We start from the raw sequence: 20120 nt of genomic DNA, 5'->3' as shown, positions 1-20120 counted from the left end.
ACGGGGAATGAATGCAGCAGGTGGACGGCAGGGCATCCTGTCACTGGCAGTGAAGGACAAGGCCGCGCTGTACAACGCCTATATGCCGTTCGTGAAGGGTGGCGGCATCTTCGTGCCCACGCCCAAGCGCTACTTCCTCGGCGACGAGGTCTTCCTGCTGCTCACGCTGCCCGAGTCCAGCGACCGCCTGCCGGTGGCCGGCAAGGTGGTCTGGGTGACGCCAGCGGGCGCCCAGGGCAACCGCGCGGCCGGCATCGGCGTGCAGTTCGCCGAGACCAGCGAAGGCGAAGCGATCAAGAACCGCATCGAGACCATGCTGGCCGGCAGCCTCAGCGGCGAGAAGCCCACGCACACCATGTGAGGCGCGTCCGCGTCGCGCGCGGACACCCGCTTTCACGCAGGCTTTCGTCCCGGCTGGCCAGCATGCAGGCCTCGTTTCCCGTGGCAGGCATTCCATGGCGCGCCCCATCTGGACCGGTACCCTGTCGTTCGGTCTGCTCAACATCCCCGTGTCGCTGATGTCCGGCGAGCGCAAGGTCGACATCAGCTTCCGTATGCTGGACTCGCGCGACAGAAAGCCCATCCGCTTCGAGCGCGTGAACGCCGAGACCGGCGAGGAAGTCCCGTGGAAGGACATCGTCAAGGCGTTCGAGTACGACAAGGGCAGTTACGTGGTGGTGGAGAAAGACGACATCGCGTCGGCCGCCCCGCAGACGCACGAGTCGGTGGAGGTGGAGGCCTTCGTCGACCGTGACGACATCGGCATCCGCTTCTACGAAAAGCCCTACATCCTGGTGCCCGGCAAGAAGGCCGAGAAGGGCTATGTGCTGCTGCGCGACACCCTGGCCAGCACCGGCAAGGTGGGCGTGGCGCGGGTGGTGATCCGCACCCGCGAATACCTGTGCGCGGTGATTCCGGAGGGTGATGCACTGGTCCTGATGATGCTGCGCTATCCGCAGGAACTGGTGGAACCGGACGAATACAAGCTGCCCGCCGGCAAGGCATCGGACTACCGCATCACCGCCAAGGAGCGCGAGATGGCCGAGAGCCTGATCGGCTCGATGTCGGCCAAGTGGGCGCCGGACGACTATCACGACGAGTTCCGCCAGCGGCTGGAAGCCATCATCAAGAAACGCATCAAGGCCCGCGGCGCCACCACGAAGATCACGGACGACGACGCGCCCGAGCGCGAGGACGCCGCCACCAACGTGGTCGATTTCATGGCGCTGCTGCAGAAGAGCCTGGACACCAAGAAGCGCACGCCGGCGAAGACGCCTGCGAAGAAGACGCCCGCGAAGAAGGCCCCGCGCAAGGCGGCCAAGGCCGCGAAGAAGGCCGCCGCGAAGAAGGCGGCGCGCAAGGCCGCGTCGCGCTGACGCATGGCGGGCGGGCGCCGCGTCGTGCCGGTGGAAGGCGTCGGCACCGGCGCCAGCGGACGCGCCTTCCTGTACGTGCTGCCCTGCGCCTACGAAGACCACGCCAAGCTGGGCATCGCCACCGATCCGCTGCGGCGCATGCAGGCGTTCTCGCCGCGCTACTACGCGTTCTTCGACCTCGACCGCGGCTGGCTGGCCGAGGCAGCCAGCGTGCGCGAGGCCCGCAGCTGGGAGACCCGTCTGAAGCGCGATCTGCACCTGCACGCCGCGCCGCCGCCGCTCATCGTGCCCGCGCGTGCGGCGGGCCGGACCGAATGGTTCCGTGGCGCGGAAACCGCTTTGAGCGCCGCACGCACTGCCCTCGAGGACGCGGGTTTCGCCCTCCATCCGCTGCGGGGCTGGGTGGCGGAGCGGCTGGCCGCGCAGCGCGAGCACCTGGGCGCGGGCGAGCAGGCCGCCATCGCACGCTACGGTCCCGTGGACGGGTGGCCGCTGGCACGGTCGGGCACGCCCTGGGCCGTGCTGCGCGACGCGCTCGATGCCTACCGGGTGCTCGAGGTGCCGCTGGACGATGCCGTTTCGCCGGCCCTGCGTGCGTGGCATGCACGCAACAGCCTGTCGCCCGGCTGACCCCGCGCGCGGCTCGGCCGCTACTTGCACGCGCTGTTGACGGCCGTGGCGTCATAACGGAGGCGAGGAGCGTCCATGAGCCTGCAGGAATACCGTCGCAAGCGCCATTTCGACCGCACTCCCGAGCCGGACGCGGACGCGCCGCGCGGGCGCGGCAAGCGACCCATCTTCGTCGTACAGCTGCACCACGCCAGCCGGCGCCATTACGACTTCCGCCTGCAGGTGGGCGACACGCTAAAGAGCTGGGCGGTGCCGAAGGGCCCCAGCTTCGATCCCGACGTGAAACGTCTGGCCGCCGAAGTCGAGGATCACCCCATCGACTACGCCCAGTTTGAAGGCGAGATACCGAAAGGGCAGTACGGCGGCGGCCATGTCGCCACCTTCGACCGCGGCCTGTGGAGCACCGATGGCGATGCCGAGGCGCAGCTGGCGAAGGGGCATCTGCGCTGCCGCATGTTCGGCGACAAGCTCAAGGGCAGCTGGCACCTGGTGCGCACGCATGTGCCGGCGCGCCAGCCGCAGTGGTTGCTGTTCAAGGAGCGCGACGCTTTCGCCGGCCCGCGCGAGGCCGACGATCTGCTCGAAGACGTCACGCCGCCACCGGACACGCGTCCCGCCCGGCGCAGGCGCGCAGCGGCGAAAGCCGGCGCACGCGCAGCATCCCGCGCCACGCAGGCCGCCGCGCCCCGTGAGCGCTGGGCGCATCGCGCTGCCCGGCTCGATGGCGCGCGCGCCACGTCGAAGCATCCGGGATTCCGCGCCCCGCAACTGGCGAAGCTCCAGCAGGAGGTGCCTGCCGGCGACGACTGGCTGCACGAAGCGAAATGGGACGGCTACCGCCTGATCGCCGAAATCCGGCGCGGCCGCGTGCGTCTGTGGTCGCGCAACGAACGCGAATGGACCAGCCAGGCGCCGGAGATCGTCAGTGCGCTCGAAGCGCTCGATCTGGACGAGGCGGTGCTCGACGGCGAACTGGTCGCCGGCGCGGGACGGCAGGAGGACTTCGGCCTGTTGCAGGCCACGCTGGCGGGCGAGAAGAACGCCACGCTGTCCTACGTCCTGTTCGACATCCTGCAGGTCGATGGCGTGGACCTGGCCGGCAGCCCTCAGTACCAGCGCAAGGCGCTGCTGGCGGAAATCCTGAAGTCTCCGCCGGACCACCTGGTCTACAGCTCGCACATCGTCGGCCGTGGCGACGAGGCATTGAAGATGGCGATCGAGAGGGGGCTGGAGGGCATCATCTCCAAGCGCGCCGACGCGCCCTATCATGCCGGCCGCGGCGCTGCCTGGCGGAAGATCAAGCAACGCGATGCCGAAGAGTTCGCCGTGGTCGGCTTCACGGCGCCGAAGGGTCGGCGTGCCGGATTGGGTGCACTGCTGCTGGCCGCACCCGACGGCGCCCGCGGCTGGCGCTATGCCGGGCGCGTCGGCACGGGCATGAGCGATGCGCTGCTCGAATCCTTGGCCAAGCAGCTGGCAAAGGGCGCGCGCGCTACGCCCACCGCCCGGGTGGACGTGGACGATCCCGAACTGCGCCGCGCGCGCTGGGTCGTGCCGCGCCTGGTCGCCGAGGTGTTCCATCATGGCCGCGGCAATCAGGGTCTGCTGCGCCAGCCCGCGCTGAAGACCCTCCGCCGTGACAAGCGGCCGGCGGACCTGCGCGAAGCACGTCCCTCTGCCGGAGATACCGCCATGCCCGCCACGCGCACGCACGCCCGCGACGCCACGATCGAGTTGACTCATCCCGGGCGCGTGGTCTTTCCGGACAGCGGCATCACCAAGCAGCAGGTGTTCGACTACTACCGTGCGATGGCGCGCTGGCTGCTGCCCGAGTTGGATGGGCGCCCGCTGTCGGTGGTGCGATGCCCGCAGGGCGCAGGGCGGCCGTGCTTCTTCCAGAAGCATCACACGGCCGGCATGGATCGGGTGGAGGCCGTGCCGCTGGAAGAGGAGGGCGGCACGCGTGCGGATTACCTGGTGGTGCGCGATGAGGCCGGTCTGCTCGAACTGGTGCAGTTCAACGCGCTGGAATTCCATCCTTGGGGGGCGCGGGCCGACGCCCCGGACCAGGCGGACCGCATCGTCTTCGATCTCGACCCGGGCCCCGACGTGGCGTGGCCGCGCGTGGTGGAGGCCGCGCGCCTGGTACGCAAACGCCTGCGTGCCCTGGGGCTCACGTCGTTCGTCCGCACCTCGGGTGGCAAGGGCCTGCACGTGGTGGTACCGCTGAAGCCTCCATGTCCCTGGCTGCAGGTGAAGGCGTTCGCACACGCCTTCGCCGACGCGATGGCCGCCTCCGATCCGCTTGCCTATGTGGCCACCGCGACCAAGAAGTTCCGCAAGGGCAGGATCTTCATCGACTACCTGCGCAATGGGCGCGGCGCCACCAGCGTGGCGTCCTTTTCGCTGCGGGCGCGCGAAGGCGCACCGGTCGCCATGCCGTTGCGCTGGGAAGAACTGGGGCGCATCAAGGGCGGCGATGCCTATACGTTGACCAGCACTCCGCGCCGCATGGGCCGGCTGCGGGCGCATCCGTGGGGCGACTATGGCCGGCGCAGGCAGGACCTGGCATCGGTCAGCAAGGCGCTCTCCGCACTGGAGGAATCACCCGTGCCGGAAAAGCGGCGCCGCAAGCGATCATGATCCGCGGCGCGTGCGCTTGAGGAAGCGGGTCGCCGCCTGTTCCCATTGCCGGGGGCCACGCGCATTCGCCGCCACGCGCTGCAGGCGGCCGTCTTCCCAGCCTTCGAACACGCGCGGGTCCACGTAGCAGCGCTCGCAGATGCGCGGGGTGTTGCCGAGGATGGCGGCGGTGTCGCGCAGGACCTGCATGCGGACCTGCCGACGGGCCGCTTCCGCCTCGGGCACCTCCGTCGTCGCCAGTGTGCGGAAGGCGTACAGCGTGGCGCCCCAGGTACGGAAATCCTTCGCGGTGAACGGGCCGCCCACACATCCTGCAGATAGGCGTTGACGTCGCCGGAACCGATGCGTTGCACGGTGTCGCCATCGCGGTACTGGAACAGCGCCTGCCCGGGCAGTTGCCGGCAACGGCGCACCAGCCGCACCAGGCGCGCATCGTCGACGCGCGCTTCCAGCGTCTTGCCGCCCTTGCCGCGGAAGGCGAAGCGTACTTCGCTGCCGGCGATGAAGCGCGCATGCACGTTGCGCAGCGTGGTGATGCCGTAGGAGCCGTTGGCCTTCTGGTAGCTGGCGTTGCCCACGCGCAGCAGGGTCTGCCCCAGCAGGGCCACCACCAGCGCCACGACCTTGCCGCGCGGAAACCCTGGCAGTGCCAGGTCTGCGCGGACGCGTCGGCGCAGGCGGGGCAGGGCGTCGGCGAAGGCGAGCAGGCGGTCGCACTTGCGTGCGCCGCGTTCGGCATGCCAGTCGCGATGGTAGCGGTACTGCTTGCGGCCGCGCGCGTCGCGGCCGGTGGCCTGCAGGTGTCGTTGGCCTGCGCGCAGATCCACACGTCGGTATAGGCCGGCGGAATGGCCAGGCGACGGATGCGCGCCAGCGTGGCGGGCGCGCGCACGGGGCGCCCACGCGCGTCCAGGTACACGAAACCGCGCCCGCGTCGCTGCCGTCGCAGGCCGGGCATCGCATCCGAGGTATGCAGCAGCCCGGCCATCGCGCCTCAGAAGTCGTCCACGAATTCCAGCACCAGACCGTACTGGCCTGCGATGTCGGCGGCAGCCTCGCGTACCAGGTCCGCGTGCGGCGACAGCACTTCGATCTCCAGGGCGCGCACATCGCCGCCGCGGTCGTCCATCAGTCCGGCGGAACTGGAATCCTCATCATCCATGTGCGGCATGAGGTCGGCCAGTTCCTCGGCCCGCTCCACGCCCTCCATGCCGTGCAGGTCGGCCAGCAGGGCATCGAATCCGGTACGCGGACCGGTGGCCCGCAGTCTGATCATGGTCATGGCGTTCCTCTGCGCGTGGCGCGTAGGGTCCGCCCCGAACTTAGGCGTGGCCGGGTCACGCTTTCGTGAAGCCGATGCCGCCGCGCCCGATGGTGTTCAGGCACGGCATGGCGTCCGACATCGCCGCGCATCGCGCTACCATCCGAACCGGCTACTGCTTCTTGTGGGGAGCAAGGATGAAGGAGATGCACGGAATGGCACGATGGCGGCTGGGCGCCCTGCTGTGCCTGATGTTGCTGTGCGTGTCGTTGCGGGCGCACACGCAGGCGCTGGTCGGCCTGCGTGTACTGCCGCATGCGGGTGCCGACACATCGTTCTCGGGGTGGCGGCATGAAGGACCGGTGCCGGCCCTGCTGACGGTCCCGCTGGAGCTGGGTGACGAGGTGTATGGCGCCACCCTGCAATTGCAGCCCGCGCAGCCGGGTGAAACCTGGCGCGTGCGCGTGCAGTACGAAACCAGCCTGGGCCTGAGCGCGGAAGGGCCGCATCTGGACCTGACCGGCTGGAAGCACTGCGTCTCCGGCTGGGAAGCGGCGGAGGCGGTGGATGCCGTCTCGTTCGTCCTGCCGACGCCGTCGGCCGAGCAGCACGCGTGCTTTCCGCCCTACACCCAGGCGGAGTTGGAGCAGGCGGTACGCGCGCACGCCACCGCTCAGGGCGACCCGTCGCGGGCGGATGACTGGATTCCGCGCATCGGCCAGGACGATGTGCTGGGCACGGTGCTGCCGTTCGTGGCGATCAGCACGGTGCGGGTGCGGGTGGAGGTGCTGCGGAAGGGCAGATGGGTGGTGGTATCGACGGTATCGTTCCTGCCGCCGATGGGGTGTTGAGACACGTTCGCGCGCTCGACGCCGCCTACGCCCGCTTCCACACGAAAGGACACGCCGCATGGGGCCGTCACGCGATCTCGGATTTCGTGTCGCAATCTCCTGCACGCACGCAAGGACTGTGAGGCGCTGCTTGGCGCGACTGCGAACCGGTTCAACAAAACGATGGATTCTTCCGAACAAGCGCCGCGAGGCTCGCCGCTGCGATCTTCACGGCGTGTCTACGTACTCCAACCTAAGCTGAAGTGGACTTGCGGCTACCGCTGAAAAGGCCGCTATATTCCGGGGCCCCAGACGAAGGAGGATTGGAATGTTTACGACCAACAAGAAGAAACACCTGGCGATGGCGCGTGTGCTCGGCGTGGCGATCGTCGCGGGCGTGGGCCTTGCCGGCTGCGCCACCTACGACGACGAGTTCGCCACCATCAACTCGCGCCTCGACCAGCTCGACACCAAGGTGCAGGGCGCTGCGCAGAGTGCCGAATCCGCCAACCAGTCCGCGCAGCAGGCCAACCAGCGTCTGGACCAGATGGAAAGCCGCGTCCGGCAGCTCGAGGAGGCACCGCGCCGCGTGCCGCGCGGTTGATCGTTCTCGCCACGTTGTGACGAACGGTTTCAACCCGGGATCCGGTGACTTCTTGTGGTCACCGGTTTCTTTGCTTTGCCCATTTATCGTTTCAAGGACCCGTCCCATCCGCATGTTCATGCACCCTGCAATCCGGAGCGCCTGTGGCGCACTGCTGTTGGCACTGGCTTTCGCGAGCAGCGATGTGGTGCGCGCCGAGGAGAGCACAGCATCCTCCGTCGCGTCCGTCGACCTGCTTCCGCCCGAACAGGACGTGTCCGAGACGGTGATCGAGCTCGCCGGTTGGGTGGTCGCCGCCAAGGACAGCGAAGGTTTTCCGTTCGCGGTCATCGACAAGGCCGCTGCGCAGATCCTGGTGTTCGGCGGCGATGGACGCCTTCGCGGTGCGGCGCCCGGTCTCTTCGGTTCGGCCATCGGCGATCACACGGCGCCGGGCATCAGCGGCCTCGCGCTTCGCGAGATTCCCGGTCGGGACCGCACGACACCCGCCGGACGCTTCGTGGGCGGTTATGGCCCGTCGATCGATGCGGGCCGCGTGCTGTGGGTGGATTACGATTCCGCAGTCTCGATCCATCCGACGGCGACCGGCGTCCCGGCCGAGAGGCGCGTCGAGCGCTTGGCCTCGCCTTCGCCGGACGACAACCGCGTCACCCATGGCTGCATCAACGTCGCACCCGAGTTCTACGAGCAGGTCATCCGCCCGACGTTCGAGCGGGGCGGGGTGTTCTACATCCTGCCGGACAAGGACTCATTGGCGGACACCTTCCCGGAGTTCGTGCGCAGTCGCGCCACCGCGCAGAGCAGCAAGGGAAGACGCGCACGGTCCGCGCGCCGCTGAAGAGCGCGTTGGCGTAACGCCTTTGGCGGTAAATTCACCTGATCCGGCCGTTGGGGCGCACAATGCGCTCCCTCATTCGATCTGGATCACGCATGGACACCGAAACCATCCTCAGCGCCGCCCTGCGGGAAGCGGGTTACGGGCCTGACGCCATCGGCTCGGCCTTGCCGAGGATCCTGCGCATCCTGGAAGCCGAGGACGTACGCATCGAAATGGGGCGCCCGCTGTCGCGCAAGGAACGCGAGTACGTGCGCCTGCAGCTCGAACTCGGGCTTGGGGTGTCCGAGATCGTGGCGGCCATGAAGAAATGAGCGGCGGCGCGACCTGCGGACGGGGAGCCTTATGAAGCCTGTCGCCGATCCGCGCTGTCGGCATGCCGGTGCCGCAGGTAGGGCAGGGCGAACAGGTACAGGCCGGTGAACAGCTGCAGGAACAGCGGTGGCAGCGGCGCGTACGTCACCCACGCCGGCGGTTCGCCCTGTGCGGCCGCGCGCCAGGCGAAGTTCAGCGCGACCGTCAGTGTGAACACGATCGAGAGCCCGCGGTGGCTCTGTCGTGAGAAGCGCGCGAGGCTCATGCCGTCTCCTTGCGCTGGCGTTCGATCATCTTCCAGCCGTTGCCGGACGGATCACGAAAGCCGGCGTCGACTTGGCCGTAGCGGCGGATGGGTTCCTGGATGAATTCCACGCCCTTCGCGCTCAGCGCCTCGTAAGCCGCACGACAGTCCTTCACCTGCAGCACTAGGGGCGGCATGGCGCCCTTCGCCACCAGTCCGTGCAAAGCATCGGCGGTGGCGGCGTCGTGCACCGGCGGGCCGGGCCGGAACAGGCCCAGCTGCAGGGTCGGTTGTTCCGGGTGCTGCACCGTCAGCCAGCGATAGTCGCCGTTGCGCACGTCCGCCTGGACGCGGAAGCCCAGCCTGTCCACGTAGAACGCCAGCGCCTCGTCCTGGTCGCGCACATAGATGCCTATTACCTCGATGCCTTCGCTCATGGAGCCTCCTCGGTCGGGGCAGCCACCTTAGTCGCGCCCGCTCGCCGGCGCTTCTCCAGAACTGCGCTCTTCAGGTCCGGACGTTCCGCCGCGCGCACCACGCACTCGGGCATGCCTCCGCGGGTGTCCAGGGCGTTGCGCGCACGCAGGCGGCATTCGCCCGGGCTTTCGCCGGTGATGTCGCGGAAGATGCGGCCGAAGGTGCCGATGCTGCGCCAGCCGGTCTGCAGCGCGATGTCGATGACGGGCGCATCGGTGTCGCGCAGCAGCGCCGCGGCGCGCTCGATGCGCCGCGTCAGCAGGTAGCGATGCGGCGGCAGTCCGAAGGCCTGTCTGAAGGCGCGGGCGAAATGCGCCGGCGAAACCGCGCTGAGCTCGGCCAGCCGGGGGATGGGCCAGTCCTGGTCGGGAGCGGCATCCATGCGGTCCTTCGCGCGCAGCAGCCGGCGCAGCAGATCAGGGCGGGGTTTCACCGTGGAGGACGCTTCGCGGGTACGGGCGGCCATTGTGCCGCGTCCACCCCGTCGAGCCGGGATGGCGATAATGGCCGGGCCCGCCGGCCCGGCATCGATGAGGTATTCGGCATGATCCTTCGCACGACGTTTCTCCTGGTGTGGCTGCTGGCCGTCGTGATGCCTGCGGCGTGGGCGGCGCCGCCCGTGCCTGCCGCCCCGGACGGTGCGGGCGTGCAGGGCCCGCTGGCGCACCTGCCAGCGCTGAAGGGCGACTATTTCCCGCTGACGGACCGCGGTTCTGGGCGCGAGCACCACATCTTCGTACGCTACCCCGAGGGCTACGACGCCGCCGCGCCGACGCGCTACCCGGTGGTGTACGTCCTGGACGGGGACAGCCTGTTCCCGCTGCTGGCGCCAACGCACCTGTTCCTGCATTACGACGAGCAGTTGCCCGAGGCGATCATCGTCGGCATCGCCTACGGCGGCTTCGACCCGGCCGTCAACTGGCGCAATACCGACTTCACCGCGCCGGGGCCGGACGCCACCCCGGAGCAGGGTGGGGCATCGGGGTTCCTGGCCTTCCTGCGCGACCAACTGGTGCCCGAAGTGGAGCGCCGCTACGCCGCCGACCCCGCACGGCGCATCCTGCTGGGGCAGTCGCGTGGCGGTTACTTCGTGCTGTGGTCGGCGCGCGAGGCGCCGGACCTGTTCTGGGGACGCATCGCCAGCAATCCGGCGCAGGGCCCGGCGCGGGAGCAGCTGTTCGCGCCGGCCTCGGCCCATGCCCGCCAGGACCTGCGGGTGGCGGTGGTCAGCGGCACCCGCGATACCGAGGCGCGCCGGCAGATCGCACGCGAGTGGGCCAGTGCCTGGTCCGCGCAGCCACCGGCGCCCTGGCAGGTGGCGCTGATCGAGATCGAAGGCGGCACGCACGCCGCCACCATCGGCGAGGCCTACCGGCGTGCGATGCGCTGGCTGTTCGAACCGGCTGGCGCGACGCCGCGCGGAAAGCCGGGACCGTAACCGCGTTCACGGTTTTGCGCCGATCGTCGGACGGTCGGGGCTCATGTAACACAATCGGCATGCACGGCCCTTACCCTGCGCGCATGGACACGTTGGCCGACATCCGGGCCGCACTGGCCGCCGCCGGGGAGCGCATCGAACGCGGAGCGCTGCGCGAGGAGCCGCGCATGTTCATGGACCGGCTGTGGCGGCAGGTGTACGACACCGCCCCCGACGACCTGCAGCCCTACGTGTGGGCGCGGCTGGCGGATTTCTCCGCGCAGCTGGGGCTGGTGGGCGAGCTGTCCGCGCATCGCAGCCCGGTACGCGCGCCGCCCGAGGTGTTCGCTCGGCGCTGACCCGCACTACGGTGTCGGCGGATCCCACAGGCGCTCGTCCACCGGGGCTTCCGACAAGCCCCGCAGCAGCGTCATCACCATCTCGTTCTCGCTGACGCCGTTCTGCCGGGCCAGTTGCTTGAACACGTCTTCGCTCATGGTGGTCAGCGGGATGAGATTGAAACGCCAGCCGCCCGGTTCGCGCTCGAACTCGAAATCGACCGGCAGCTCGGTGGCGCCGATCTTCAGCCGCGCCGCCGCGCGGTCGCCGTCCACCTGCACGGTGCCCAGCTCGCTGCGCTCCACGCCTTCGCGGCCGATCCAGCCACGATCCACCGCATGGGTGAACACCCGGCGTCCGTCCATCGCGCGCAGATCGGCGACAGGTACGCGGGCACGGATGATCAGCACCTGCAGGCACTCGGTCATGGGCAACGCTTCCAGCGCGGCACGCGGCGCAGAGAGGGCCAGTTCGCGGTAGCGCGCGTACTCGCGCAGCGTACCGGTGGTGACGTTGTCGGCGGCGCGCTCGCCCTGCTGCGCCAGCACGGCCGCCTTGTACGCCGCGAAGGTGGCACGCACGGCGGCTTCGTCGCCGGCCGCGCGCGCATCGAAAAGCGGAATGAGCAGCAGGCTCAGGATCAGCCAGCGGAGCATGGGTACATCCGGAACAAAGGGGGGCCATGGTAGGCGATGGGCGCCCGCAAGACTCACATTGGCCTCATCCGCACGGTCTCCGCGTTCTTTCACGGCATGGAAGCACGTACCATGCACGGTGCATGAAAACCGAAATCCGACCCGCGCGGCTGTCCGAAGCCGCTGAACTGTCCGCGATGATGCGGCGCACCTTCCTGGCCGCCAACGGCCATTGCAGCACACCCGAGAACGTCGCGGCGTTCGTTGCGCAGGCCTATACGCCCGAGCGACAGGCGCAGGAGATCCGCGACCCGGACACGCTCACGTTGATCGTGGAGCAGGACGGTGTGTGGGCGGGCTTCGCGCAACTGCGCTGGGGCACGCTGCCGCCGACCGACGTGGGCCTGCAACCCACGGTGGAACTGGCGCGCATCTACCTGGACGAAGCCTTCCATGGTCGTGGCATTGCGGCGGTGCTGGTCTCGCACCTGCTGGCCGCCGCACGCCTGCGCGGCTCGCGCTCGGTGTGGCTGACGGTGTGGCAGGAGTCGTCGCAGGCGATCCGCTTCTGGCGCAAGCACGGCTTCCAGATCGTCGGCCGGTCGATCTTCCACGTGGGCGACGACCCGAAGGAAGACTGGGTGATGGCGCAGGTGCTGCCGGAGGGCTGAGCCGCCGCGCGGTGGTCGTCAGGACTCCGCGCGCCTGAGCTGCAGAGTGTAGTCGCCGGGCGGCAGGCCTTCGATGTGCAGGCGCAGGTTGACCGGGCGGATGCAGGCGGGAACGGGGCGGCCGGGTTCGGTTTCCGCGACGTGTACGTTCACCGTCGCACTGAGCGTGGTGCCCTCGCGCGCGACCTGGAGGACGTCGATCGGGTCGAGGAACTCGCGCGAGGACAGCCAGATGTCCTGCTCGAAGGTCGTGCGCGAGCCTTCCACATGCGTGCGCAGGGCGGTGTCGGCCTCGCCGCCGCAGCCGCCCGCACGCTCATGGACTTCCAGCACGCCGGACAGCATGGCGGCATCCGGCGCGGCGGCGGAGGGCGCCGCCGCGAGCGCCAGGGCCAGCAGCAGGTCGGCGAAGGCCATGGTGCTCGCTTCCGGTCAGACCGTGGCCGTGCGCAGCGCCGGATTGTCCCAGCCCGGGCGCGGCGCGAAACGGTCGCCGTGGCGCGCCTGCAGCGCCTTGAGCTTTTCCAGCAGCGCGTCGGGGCCGACCGCCTTCACATGCTCGATCGGGCCGCCGCGGAACGGGGCGAAGCCGGTGCCGAAGATCACGCCGGCATCGAGCAGGTCGCTGTCGGCGACCACGCCGTCGTGCAGGCAGGCGACGGCCTCGTTGAGCAGCGGCAGGATCAGGCGGTCTTCCAGGTCGTCCGGCGCCTTGTAGTCCTGCGGGACCTCCGGCTTCACGGCTTTGCCGTTCTCCCACCTGTACAGACCCTGGCCATCCTTCTTGCCGCGCTTGCCGGGCCCTACCGTCGCCAGCGCCGCCGGCAATGTCAGGCCCAGGAACGGCGACAGCTCCGCGCCCACGCTCTGCGCCACGTCCAGGCCGACGGTATCGATCAGTTCGATCGGGCCCATCGGCATGCCGAACTTCACCGCGGCCCTGTCGATGACCGGACCGGGGATGCCTTCGGCGTAGGCGGTGGCGGCTTCCAGCATGTACGGGAACAGCACGCGGTTGACCAGGAAGCCCGGCGTGCCGGCGACCGGCACCGGGAACTTGTCCAGCGCCTTGCAGAACGCGGCCAGGCGCCTGACGTTGGCTTCGTCGAGCGCGTCGTGCTGGACGATTTCCACCAGCGGCATCAGCGCCACCGGATTGAAGTAGTGCAGGCCGGCGAACTGCGCCGGACGCTGGATGTGTTCGCGCAGTTCGGTCAGCGGGATCGACGAGGTGTTGGTGGTCAGCAGCGCGTCGGCCTTCAGGCGCGGCTCGACGGTCTGGTACAGATCGCGCTTGGCTTCGGGGTTCTCGATGATCGCCTCGATCACCAGGTCCGCCTGCGGCACGCCGTCGCCGGCCAGGTCGCCCTTCAGGCGCGCGGACACGGCGGGGCGCTTGCCCTCGGCCTTCCCCTTCTTGGGGAACAATTCCTGCGCACGCGACAACGCGCCCTCGCTGAAGCGCTGCTCGCGGTCCTGCAGGGTGACGTTGAAGCCCTTGTAGGCGGACCACGCCGCGATGTCGCCACCCATCACGCCGGCGCCGACGACGTGCACGTTCGCGATGCCGTGGTCTTTCCCGCCAAGGCCCTTCAAGCGTTCTGTCAGGAAGAAGATGCGGATCAGGTTGCGCGCGGTCGGCGTGCCCGCCAGTTTCACCACCGCCCTGCGCTCGGCATCCAGACGCGCCTGGATGCCCTTGCCGCCGGCGGTCTTCCACACGTTGATCAGCGCGTACGGCGCCGGGTAGTGCGCCTTCGGCGCCTTGCGTGCGACTTGCTTGAGCATCTGCGGCGCTAGCAGTTGGCGCGCCAGCCAGCTGTTGCTTATCCAGCCGGTGAAGCGCTGCTTGAATGCGCGCGGCGGGCGCGGGCCGATCAGCGCGACCGCGGCGTCCACCAGCACCGCCGGCTCGGCAATCTTGTCGACCAGGCCCATGGCCTTGGCCGAACTCGCCGACAGCGTGCGGCCGGTGAGCATCATGTCCATCGCCTTCGGTGCGCCCGCCAGGCGCGGCAGGCGGGCGCTGCCACCCCAGCCGGGGAAGATGCCCAGCTTCACTTCGGGCAGGCCGATGCGGGTGGACGGATCGCTGCTGGCCACGCGGGAGTCGCAGGCCAGTGAGATCTCGGTGCCGCCTCCCATGCAAAAGCCGTGGATCGCGGCCACGGTGGGGCAGGGCAGCTCGGCCAGTTTCTGGAACACCGCCTGGCCGCGGCGGATCGCATCGTTGACGGTGCCCTTGCGGTCGAACTCCTGGAATTCCTTCAGGTCCGCGCCGGCGATGAAGCCGCTGGCCTTGGCCGAGCGCAGCACCACGCCCTTGGGCGGATCGATGGAGAGGCGTTCCAGGATGTCGGCCAGTTCGATCAGCACGTCCTGCGAGAACGCATTGACGCTGGTGCCCTGGCGGTCGAAAGCCAGCACGACGATGCCGTCGGCGCGCAGCTCCGTCTGCCAGTGACTGAATCGCAGCCCATCGAAGTTCGCGGCCATGCAGGGACCATCCGTTCACGTATGGATAAGGCCGCTATCATCCCGAGGTTGTTTCATCCCCGTCAAATCCACATATCAACGAGAACGTCGTCACGGGCGTGACCGGCGGCAGGGGGATGTTCCCGCTGCTCCGGTTAAATTCTTGATAGGGCAACGGTTTGGACAAGGCGTTGAACTTTCCTCCGCTAGCGCGGTCACAGGGCACGGCCACCGCCGAGCCGACAGGAGTGCGGCCCGGCATGGCCGAAACAGATCCAACCCAGGAGCTGGACCTCGAGCTGGTCAGGCGCGTGCAACGCGGCGACAGCGCGGCCTTCGACCTGCTGGTGCGCAAGTACCAGCATCGCGTGGTGGCGCTGATCGGGCGTTACATCCATGACTGGAGCGAGTGCCAGGACGTGGCCCAGGAGACGTTCCTGCGCGCTTACCGCGCGCTGGGCAATTTCCGGGGCGATTCCCAGTTCTATACGTGGCTGCACCGTATCGCCGTGAACACCGCCAAGAACCACCTGGTCGCGCACAACCGACGTCCTCCGACGGCGGACGTGGATGCCGCCGACGCCGAGCAGTACGACATCGGCGCCCGGCTGCGCGACACCGACACCCCCGAGCGCGAACTGATGCGCCAGGAGATGGAGGCCACGGTGATGAAGGCGGTGGACGGGCTGCCGGAAGAACTGCGCACCGCGATCACCCTGCGCGAGGTGGAAGGCCTCAGCTACGAGGAGATCGCGCAGAAGATGGATTGCCCGATCGGCACGGTGCGCTCGCGCATCTTCCGGGCGCGCGAGGCCATCGACGAACAACTGCGTCCCCTGCTCGACACCGACAGTGCAACCCGGGAGCGTGCCCGCTCATGACTGCCCGCAACGAGACACCCACCATCGACAAGCTCGACATCCATCATCGCCAGCAGCTGTCCGCCCTGATGGACGGCGAGTTGCTGGCCGACGAAGCCCGCTTCCTGCTGCGACGCCTCCAGCACGACCGCGACCTGGCCGGCTGCTGGGAGCGCTGGCAGCTGTGCGGCGACGTGCTGCGTGGCCGCGCCCAAGCGCCGGCACCGGCCGGATTCGCCGAGCGCGTGGCGCTGGCGATCGCCGGCGACGCGGCCGCATCGAATGCAGCGCAGGCCGCACCGTCGGCTCCGGTCGCGCGTCCGCGCAACCTGCTGGCCCGCTGGGGCGGGGGGGCTTTGGCGGCTTCGGTGGCGCTGGTCGCCCTGTTCATGGCCCGCCAGCAGTCCCCGCAGGAAGTGCCGGTCGGCGATGGCGCCCAGGTCGCTTCCACCCAGACCACCACGCCTGCGACGGCTCCGGCATCGCCGGCCGATCCCGCTCCCGATGCCGAAGCCTACGCGGCGGCAGCCGTCGCCGTGGCCGCCACTGTGCCGCGGCGCCAGGACGCCACGCGCCGCAGTGCGACGCGCAGCCAGCAGGCGGCGCGCAGCGCCCAGCGCGTGGCACGTGCCGATGCGCCGGTGCGCGCAACCGGCAACGTCAGCGCCCAGCGCGCGCCGCTGGAAGCGATGGCGACGCTCTCGGCCGCAACTGCGCTGCCAGCGGCCAGCGATCCGTTCTCGCATCGCGCGCAGGACGCCGTCGTCGCCTCGCGTCCCTGGCCACGCTCCGCCCTGTCGGGCTATCCGTCGGCCACGGGTGCGCTGACCACCGGGTACAGCGCGGATGCGGCAGCGCGGACGTTCTATCCGTTCGAACCGCGTCCCCAGTCCGCCCCGTCGGTGGCGGTACCCGCCGACGCGCCGCGCGAATGACCTTCCGGCACCCGGTCGCACGCCGGGTGCCCTCTCAACCCCGTTTCCCCTTTCTATCGAGGCATGCATTCGATGACTCCTCACGCCCGTAACGGCCTGCTGGCCGTGTTGATGCTGACCACGCCGCTGGCCGCCTGCGCGCAGCAGGCCGAGGCGCCTGTCCCCGTGGCCGCCTCCGCGCCCGCGGTGGCGCAATCGGCCGCCCCGCAGCTGGTGACCGGTCTGCCAGACTTCACCCAACTGGTGGAACAGGTCGGGCCGGGCGTGGTGAACGTGGAGGCCACCGTCGGCTCTCGCCGCAGCGCGCAGGCCAGCGAGGAGGAAGCGGACATCCCCGAGATCTTCCGGCGCATGCTGCCGCCCGGCTTCCAGATGCCCGGCCCGGGCCAGCAGGGGCCCCAGCGGCGCGGCACCTCGATGGGCTCGGGCTTCATCATCTCCGCCGATGGCTACGTGCTGACCAACCATCATGTGGTCGACGGTGCCGACGAAGTGAAGGTGACGCTGCCCGACCGCCGCGAGCTGACGGCCAAGGTGGTCGGCAGCGACCAGCAGTACGACGTGGCCCTGCTGAAGGTGGAGGCCAAGGGCCTGCCGACGGTGCGCATCGGCAATTCCGCCGCGCTCAAGCCCGGCCAGTGGGTGGTCGCCATCGGCTCGCCGCTGGGACTGGACCATTCGGTGACCGCGGGCATCGTCAGTGCCGTGGGGCGCAGTGCCTCGCCGGAGCAGCGCTACGTGCCCTTCATCCAGACCGACGTGGCGATCAATCAGGGCAATTCGGGCGGTCCGCTGCTCAATACGCGCGGTGAGGTGGTCGGCATCAACTCACAGATCTTCTCGGTCTCCGGCGGGTACATGGGCATCAGCTTCGCCATCCCGATCGACCTGGCGATGGGTGCGGTGGAGCAGCTCAAGTCCACCGGTCGCGTGAGCCGCGGCCAGCTGGGTGTGCAGGTGGGCGCGGTCACGTCGGATGCGGTGAAGGGCTTCGGCCTTCCCGACAACCGTGGCGCGCTGGTCAACGACGTGGTCAGCGGCAGTCCGGCGGAGAAGGCTGGCATTGGCCCGGGCGATGTCATCCGGTCCGTGAACGGCCGGCCTATCAACGATTCAAGCGAACTTCCGCCCGTCATCGGCGCGATGGCGCCCGGCACCAAGGTGACCCTGGGTCTGCTGCGGGACGGGAAGTCGCGCGATGTCGCCGTCACCCTGAGCGAACTCGACGAAGGCGAAACCGCTGCGCGCGCCCTGCCGGCCACACCCGATACCCCCGCCGCACCCGCCGGCCGCAACGTGCTGGGCATCCAGACGCAGCCGCTGGACGCCGACAGCCGCAAGCGCTTGGGCCTGGAGTCCGGCGACGGCGTGCTGGTCAGCCGGGTGGAAAGCGCCGCCGCGCGCGAAGCCGGCCTGTCGCCCGGCATGGTCATCCTGCAGGTGGGTCGGAACAAGGTGAACAGCCCGGCGGCACTGGACCGCGAACTGGCGGCCGCCAAACCCGGCGACACCGTCATGCTGCTGGTGCGCAGCCGCGGCGTGACCCGCTTCGTGGCGGTGACGGTCGAAAAGGACTGACCCGCCCCGACATCCGCGCATTGCCCCGCGCCAGCGGGGCAATGCCGTTGAGGGCCGGGCCCATCCCATCCCTGGGTGAGACAGGCCGCGGCCCGGCCGTGCGATAATGTCGCGTTCTCCTGACGACGGCACAGGCCGCCGCCCCCATGTCTTCTGATTCCATGCGGAATATCCGCAACTTCTCCATCATCGCGCACGTCGACCACGGCAAGTCGACCTTGGCCGACCGCATCATCCAGCTCTGTGGCGGCCTCGAGGCCCGCGAGATGGAAGCGCAGGTGCTCGACTCCAATCCCATCGAGCGCGAGCGCGGCATCACCATCAAGGCCCAGTCCGTGTCCCTGCCGTACAAGGCCAAGGACGGGCAGGTCTACCAGCTCAACTTCATCGACACCCCCGGCCACGTCGACTTCAGTTACGAAGTCAGCCGTTCGCTGGCCGCCTGCGAAGGCGCGCTGCTGGTGGTGGACGCCGCCCAGGGCGTGGAAGCGCAGTCCGTCGCCAACTGCTACACCGCGGTGGAGCAGGGCCTGGAAGTGGTGCCGGTGCTCAACAAGATCGACCTGCCGACGGCCGACATCGAACGCGCCAAGGCCGAGATCGAGGCCGTCATCGGCATCGACGCCGACGACGCCGTCGCCGTCAGCGCCAAGACGGGCCTCAATGTCGACCTGGTGCTGGAAGCCATCGTCCAGCGCATCCCGCCGCCGACGCCGCGCGACACCGACAAGCTGCAGGCGCTGATCATCGACTCCTGGTTCGACAACTACCTGGGCGTGGTCTCGCTGGTGCGCGTGATGCAGGGCGAGATCGGCCCGAAGAGCAAGATCCTGGTGATGTCCACCGGCCGCACCCACGAGGTGGACAAGGTCGGCGTGTTCACCCCCAAGCGCAAGGAGCTGAAGAAGCTCGGCGCGGGCGAGGTGGGCTGGATCACCGCCTCGATCAAGGACGTGCACGGCGCCCCGGTGGGCGACACGCTGACCCTGGCCGGCGATCCGGCGCCGGGCCCGCTGCCCGGCTTCCAGGAAATGCAGCCGCGCGTGTTCGCCGGCCTGTTCCCGGTCAACGCAGAAGACTACCCGGCGCTGCGCGAGGCGCTGGAGAAGCTGCGCCTGAACGATGCCGCGCTGCGGTTCGAACCGGAAAGTTCGGAGGCCATGGGCTTCGGCTTCCGCTGCGGCTTCCTCGGAATGCTGCACATGGAGATCGTGCAGGAGCGTCTGGAGCGCGAGTACGACCTGGACCTGATCACCACCGCGCCTACCGTCGTGTATGAAGTCCTCAAGACCGATGGCACGGTGCTTTCGCTGGACAACCCGGCCAAACTGCCGCAGTCCAACCTGATCGACGAGGTGCGCGAACCCATCATCCGCGCGAACATCCTGACGCCCGAGACCTATATCGGCGCCATCATCAAGCTGTGCGAGGAAAAGCGCGGCGTGCAGATCGGCATCCAGTACCTGGCCAGCCAGGTGCAGATCAGCTACGAGCTGCCGATGGCCGAGGTGGTGCTGGACTTCTTCGACAAGCTGAAGTCGGTCAGCCGCGGCTACGCGTCGCTGGACTATTCGTTCCTGCGCTTCCAGCCCGGCCCGTTTGTGCGCCTGGACACGCTGATCAACGGCGACAAGGTGGACGCGCTCAGCCTGATCGTGCACCGCAGCCACGCCGACCGGCGCGGCCGCGAGCTGTGCGAGAAGATGAAGGACCTGATCCCGCGGCAGATGTTCGACGTGGCCATCCAGGCCGCGGTGGGCTCGCAGATCATCGCGCGCAGCACGGTCAAGGCCATGCGCAAGAACGTGCTGGCCAAATGCTATGGTGGCGACATCACCCGCAAGAAGAAGCTCCTCGAGAAGCAGAAAGAGGGCAAGAAGCGGATGAAGCAGGTGGGCCGCGTGGAGATTCCGCAGGAAGCCTTCCTGGCGGTGCTGCAGGTGGACAGCAAGTAATCCGGTGCAGGGACCGGCGGCGGCAGCGCCGTCGCCGGCC

22 protein-coding genes and 1 pseudogene are annotated in these 20120 nt (G+C 69.0%); 15 read left to right on the top strand and 8 right to left on the bottom strand.

Going from position 1 to position 20120, the window contains the following annotated elements; translation table 11 throughout:
* The first annotated feature begins 7 nt into the window (after positions 1–7).
* The 4 genes from CSC76_RS11865 to ligD all read left to right on the top strand — a co-directional run bounded on the left by CSC76_RS11865 (position 8) and on the right by ligD (position 4649).
* Entirely contained in the window at positions 8–361 is a 354-nt protein-coding gene (locus CSC76_RS11865; protein ID WP_162110216.1) for a PilZ domain-containing protein, read from the top strand.
* A 94-nt stretch (positions 362–455) separates the two neighbouring features.
* Positions 456–1376, top strand: a complete 921-nt coding sequence (gene ku, locus CSC76_RS11860; RefSeq protein WP_162110215.1) for a non-homologous end joining protein Ku — start codon at positions 456–458, stop codon at positions 1374–1376.
* A gap of 3 nt (positions 1377–1379) precedes the next feature.
* Complete coding sequence (locus CSC76_RS11855) at positions 1380–2006, top strand: GIY-YIG nuclease family protein (RefSeq protein ID WP_162110214.1); 627 nt, start codon at positions 1380–1382, stop codon at positions 2004–2006.
* Positions 2007–2081: 75 nt separating this feature from the next.
* Complete coding sequence (ligD, locus tag CSC76_RS11850; protein ID WP_162110213.1) at positions 2082–4649, top strand: DNA ligase D; 2568 nt, start codon at positions 2082–2084, stop codon at positions 4647–4649.
* On the opposite strand, the pseudogene CSC76_RS11845 reads toward ligD, so the two are convergent.
* Positions 4644–5637, bottom strand: a pseudogene (locus CSC76_RS11845) (DNA topoisomerase IB). The gene ligD and the pseudogene CSC76_RS11845 overlap by 6 nt on opposite strands.
* A 6-nt stretch (positions 5638–5643) precedes the next feature.
* Entirely contained in the window at positions 5644–5931 is a 288-nt protein-coding gene (locus CSC76_RS11840; protein ID WP_162110212.1) for a hypothetical protein, read from the bottom strand.
* Positions 5932–6125: 194 nt separating this feature from the next.
* On the opposite strand from CSC76_RS11840, the gene CSC76_RS11835 reads away from it, so the two are divergent.
* From CSC76_RS11835 to CSC76_RS11820, 4 genes are all read left to right on the top strand, one after another.
* Complete coding sequence (locus tag CSC76_RS11835; protein WP_162110211.1) at positions 6126–6761, top strand: hypothetical protein; 636 nt, start codon at positions 6126–6128, stop codon at positions 6759–6761.
* Positions 6762–7068: 307 nt separating this feature from the next.
* Complete coding sequence (locus CSC76_RS11830; protein WP_162110210.1) at positions 7069–7344, top strand: hypothetical protein; 276 nt, start codon at positions 7069–7071, stop codon at positions 7342–7344.
* Between the two features lie 112 nt (positions 7345–7456).
* Positions 7457–8182 (top strand): hypothetical protein, encoded by a 726-nt coding sequence (locus CSC76_RS11825; protein WP_379606225.1) that lies wholly within the window; start codon positions 7457–7459, stop codon positions 8180–8182.
* Positions 8183–8274: 92 nt separating this feature from the next.
* Positions 8275–8493 carry a polyprenyl synthetase gene (locus CSC76_RS11820; protein ID WP_162110209.1) on the top strand — a complete coding sequence of 73 codons (219 nt, stop codon included), beginning with the start codon at positions 8275–8277 and terminating at the stop codon, positions 8491–8493.
* A 29-nt stretch (positions 8494–8522) separates the two neighbouring features.
* Here the strand turns inward: CSC76_RS11820 and CSC76_RS11815 are convergent, their stop codons facing one another.
* From CSC76_RS11815 to CSC76_RS11805, 3 genes are read right to left on the bottom strand one after another with little or no spacing between them, the layout of a single operon-like run.
* Complete coding sequence (locus CSC76_RS11815) at positions 8523–8759, bottom strand: hypothetical protein (RefSeq protein ID WP_162110208.1); 237 nt, start codon at positions 8757–8759, stop codon at positions 8523–8525.
* Positions 8756–9175: a VOC family protein gene (locus tag CSC76_RS11810; RefSeq protein ID WP_162110207.1), complete on the bottom strand. Its 420-nt coding sequence runs from the start codon at positions 9173–9175 to the stop codon at positions 8756–8758. The genes CSC76_RS11815 and CSC76_RS11810 overlap by 4 nt, the downstream gene beginning before the upstream one ends.
* Positions 9172–9648 carry a helix-turn-helix transcriptional regulator gene (locus CSC76_RS11805; RefSeq protein ID WP_162110229.1) on the bottom strand — a complete coding sequence of 159 codons (477 nt, stop codon included), beginning with the start codon at positions 9646–9648 and terminating at the stop codon, positions 9172–9174. Before CSC76_RS11805 ends, CSC76_RS11810 begins: the two co-directional genes overlap by 4 nt.
* A 111-nt stretch (positions 9649–9759) precedes the next feature.
* Between CSC76_RS11805 and CSC76_RS11800 the strand changes: the two genes are divergently transcribed.
* Both CSC76_RS11800 and CSC76_RS11795 read left to right on the top strand, forming a co-directional pair.
* Positions 9760–10653, top strand: a complete 894-nt coding sequence (locus tag CSC76_RS11800) for an alpha/beta hydrolase (RefSeq protein ID WP_162110206.1) — start codon at positions 9760–9762, stop codon at positions 10651–10653.
* A gap of 59 nt (positions 10654–10712) precedes the next feature.
* Positions 10713–10991 carry a hypothetical protein gene (locus tag CSC76_RS11795; protein ID WP_162110205.1) on the top strand — a complete coding sequence of 93 codons (279 nt, stop codon included), beginning with the start codon at positions 10713–10715 and terminating at the stop codon, positions 10989–10991.
* A gap of 6 nt (positions 10992–10997) precedes the next feature.
* Here the strand turns inward: CSC76_RS11795 and CSC76_RS11790 are convergent, their stop codons facing one another.
* Positions 10998–11627, bottom strand: coding sequence for a hypothetical protein (locus CSC76_RS11790; RefSeq protein ID WP_162110204.1), 630 nt, complete (start codon positions 11625–11627; stop codon positions 10998–11000).
* A 122-nt stretch (positions 11628–11749) separates the two neighbouring features.
* On the opposite strand from CSC76_RS11790, the gene CSC76_RS11785 reads away from it, so the two are divergent.
* Positions 11750–12277 carry a GNAT family N-acetyltransferase gene (locus tag CSC76_RS11785; protein WP_162110203.1) on the top strand — a complete coding sequence of 176 codons (528 nt, stop codon included), beginning with the start codon at positions 11750–11752 and terminating at the stop codon, positions 12275–12277.
* Positions 12278–12295: 18 nt separating this feature from the next.
* Here the strand turns inward: CSC76_RS11785 and CSC76_RS11780 are convergent, their stop codons facing one another.
* Both CSC76_RS11780 and CSC76_RS11775 read right to left on the bottom strand, forming a co-directional pair.
* A complete protein-coding gene (locus CSC76_RS11780) occupies positions 12296–12694 on the bottom strand; it encodes a hypothetical protein (protein ID WP_162110202.1) in 399 nt (132 codons plus the stop codon).
* 15 nt (positions 12695–12709) lie between these two features.
* Positions 12710–14773 carry a 3-hydroxyacyl-CoA dehydrogenase NAD-binding domain-containing protein gene (locus tag CSC76_RS11775; RefSeq protein WP_162110201.1) on the bottom strand — a complete coding sequence of 688 codons (2064 nt, stop codon included), beginning with the start codon at positions 14771–14773 and terminating at the stop codon, positions 12710–12712.
* 239 nt (positions 14774–15012) lie between these two features.
* Here CSC76_RS11775 and rpoE point away from each other — a divergent pair, with 239 nt between their 5' ends.
* The 4 genes from rpoE (at position 15013) to lepA (ending at position 20080) form a co-directional block, all read left to right on the top strand.
* Complete coding sequence (rpoE, locus tag CSC76_RS11770; protein WP_162110200.1) at positions 15013–15633, top strand: RNA polymerase sigma factor RpoE; 621 nt, start codon at positions 15013–15015, stop codon at positions 15631–15633.
* Entirely contained in the window at positions 15630–16547 is a 918-nt protein-coding gene (locus CSC76_RS11765; protein WP_162110199.1) for a sigma-E factor negative regulatory protein, read from the top strand. The genes rpoE and CSC76_RS11765 overlap by 4 nt, the downstream gene beginning before the upstream one ends.
* A 72-nt stretch (positions 16548–16619) precedes the next feature.
* A complete protein-coding gene (locus CSC76_RS11760) occupies positions 16620–18125 on the top strand; it encodes a DegQ family serine endoprotease (protein WP_162110198.1) in 1506 nt (501 codons plus the stop codon).
* A gap of 146 nt (positions 18126–18271) precedes the next feature.
* Complete coding sequence (lepA, locus tag CSC76_RS11755; RefSeq protein WP_238394956.1) at positions 18272–20080, top strand: translation elongation factor 4; 1809 nt, start codon at positions 18272–18274, stop codon at positions 20078–20080.
* The last annotated feature ends 40 nt before the right edge of the window (positions 20081–20120 follow it).

The sequence above is a fragment of the Pseudoxanthomonas mexicana genome (genome assembly GCF_010093385.1).
Taxonomy (GTDB): Bacteria; Pseudomonadota; Gammaproteobacteria; order Xanthomonadales; family Xanthomonadaceae; genus Pseudoxanthomonas_A; species Pseudoxanthomonas_A mexicana.
This window is presented reverse-complemented; position numbering and strand designations above follow the sequence as displayed.

Bases quoted from the DNA above. Each gene is read 5' to 3' on its own strand.
- CSC76_RS11865 (WP_162110216.1), top strand. From the start codon at position 8: ATGAATGCAGCAGGTGGACGGCAGGGCATCCTGTCACTGGCAGTGAAG.
- ku (WP_162110215.1), top strand. From the start codon at position 456: ATGGCGCGCCCCATCTGGACCGGTACCCTGTCGTTCGGTCTGCTCAAC.
- CSC76_RS11855 (WP_162110214.1), top strand. From the start codon at position 1,380: ATGGCGGGCGGGCGCCGCGTCGTGCCGGTGGAAGGCGTCGGCACCGGC.
- ligD (WP_162110213.1), top strand. From the start codon at position 2,082: ATGAGCCTGCAGGAATACCGTCGCAAGCGCCATTTCGACCGCACTCCC.
- CSC76_RS11840 (WP_162110212.1), bottom strand. From the start codon at position 5,931: ATGACCATGATCAGACTGCGGGCCACCGGTCCGCGTACCGGATTCGAT.
- CSC76_RS11835 (WP_162110211.1), top strand. From the start codon at position 6,126: ATGGCACGATGGCGGCTGGGCGCCCTGCTGTGCCTGATGTTGCTGTGC.
- CSC76_RS11830 (WP_162110210.1), top strand. From the start codon at position 7,069: ATGTTTACGACCAACAAGAAGAAACACCTGGCGATGGCGCGTGTGCTC.
- CSC76_RS11825 (WP_379606225.1), top strand. From the start codon at position 7,457: ATGTTCATGCACCCTGCAATCCGGAGCGCCTGTGGCGCACTGCTGTTG.
- CSC76_RS11820 (WP_162110209.1), top strand. From the start codon at position 8,275: ATGGACACCGAAACCATCCTCAGCGCCGCCCTGCGGGAAGCGGGTTAC.
- CSC76_RS11815 (WP_162110208.1), bottom strand. From the start codon at position 8,759: ATGAGCCTCGCGCGCTTCTCACGACAGAGCCACCGCGGGCTCTCGATC.
- CSC76_RS11810 (WP_162110207.1), bottom strand. From the start codon at position 9,175: ATGAGCGAAGGCATCGAGGTAATAGGCATCTATGTGCGCGACCAGGAC.
- CSC76_RS11800 (WP_162110206.1), top strand. From the start codon at position 9,760: ATGATCCTTCGCACGACGTTTCTCCTGGTGTGGCTGCTGGCCGTCGTG.
- CSC76_RS11795 (WP_162110205.1), top strand. From the start codon at position 10,713: ATGCACGGCCCTTACCCTGCGCGCATGGACACGTTGGCCGACATCCGG.
- CSC76_RS11790 (WP_162110204.1), bottom strand. From the start codon at position 11,627: ATGCTCCGCTGGCTGATCCTGAGCCTGCTGCTCATTCCGCTTTTCGAT.
- CSC76_RS11785 (WP_162110203.1), top strand. From the start codon at position 11,750: ATGAAAACCGAAATCCGACCCGCGCGGCTGTCCGAAGCCGCTGAACTG.
- CSC76_RS11780 (WP_162110202.1), bottom strand. From the start codon at position 12,694: ATGGCCTTCGCCGACCTGCTGCTGGCCCTGGCGCTCGCGGCGGCGCCC.
- CSC76_RS11775 (WP_162110201.1), bottom strand. From the start codon at position 14,773: ATGGCCGCGAACTTCGATGGGCTGCGATTCAGTCACTGGCAGACGGAG.
- rpoE (WP_162110200.1), top strand. From the start codon at position 15,013: ATGGCCGAAACAGATCCAACCCAGGAGCTGGACCTCGAGCTGGTCAGG.
- CSC76_RS11765 (WP_162110199.1), top strand. From the start codon at position 15,630: ATGACTGCCCGCAACGAGACACCCACCATCGACAAGCTCGACATCCAT.
- CSC76_RS11760 (WP_162110198.1), top strand. From the start codon at position 16,620: ATGACTCCTCACGCCCGTAACGGCCTGCTGGCCGTGTTGATGCTGACC.
- lepA (WP_238394956.1), top strand. From the start codon at position 18,272: ATGTCTTCTGATTCCATGCGGAATATCCGCAACTTCTCCATCATCGCG.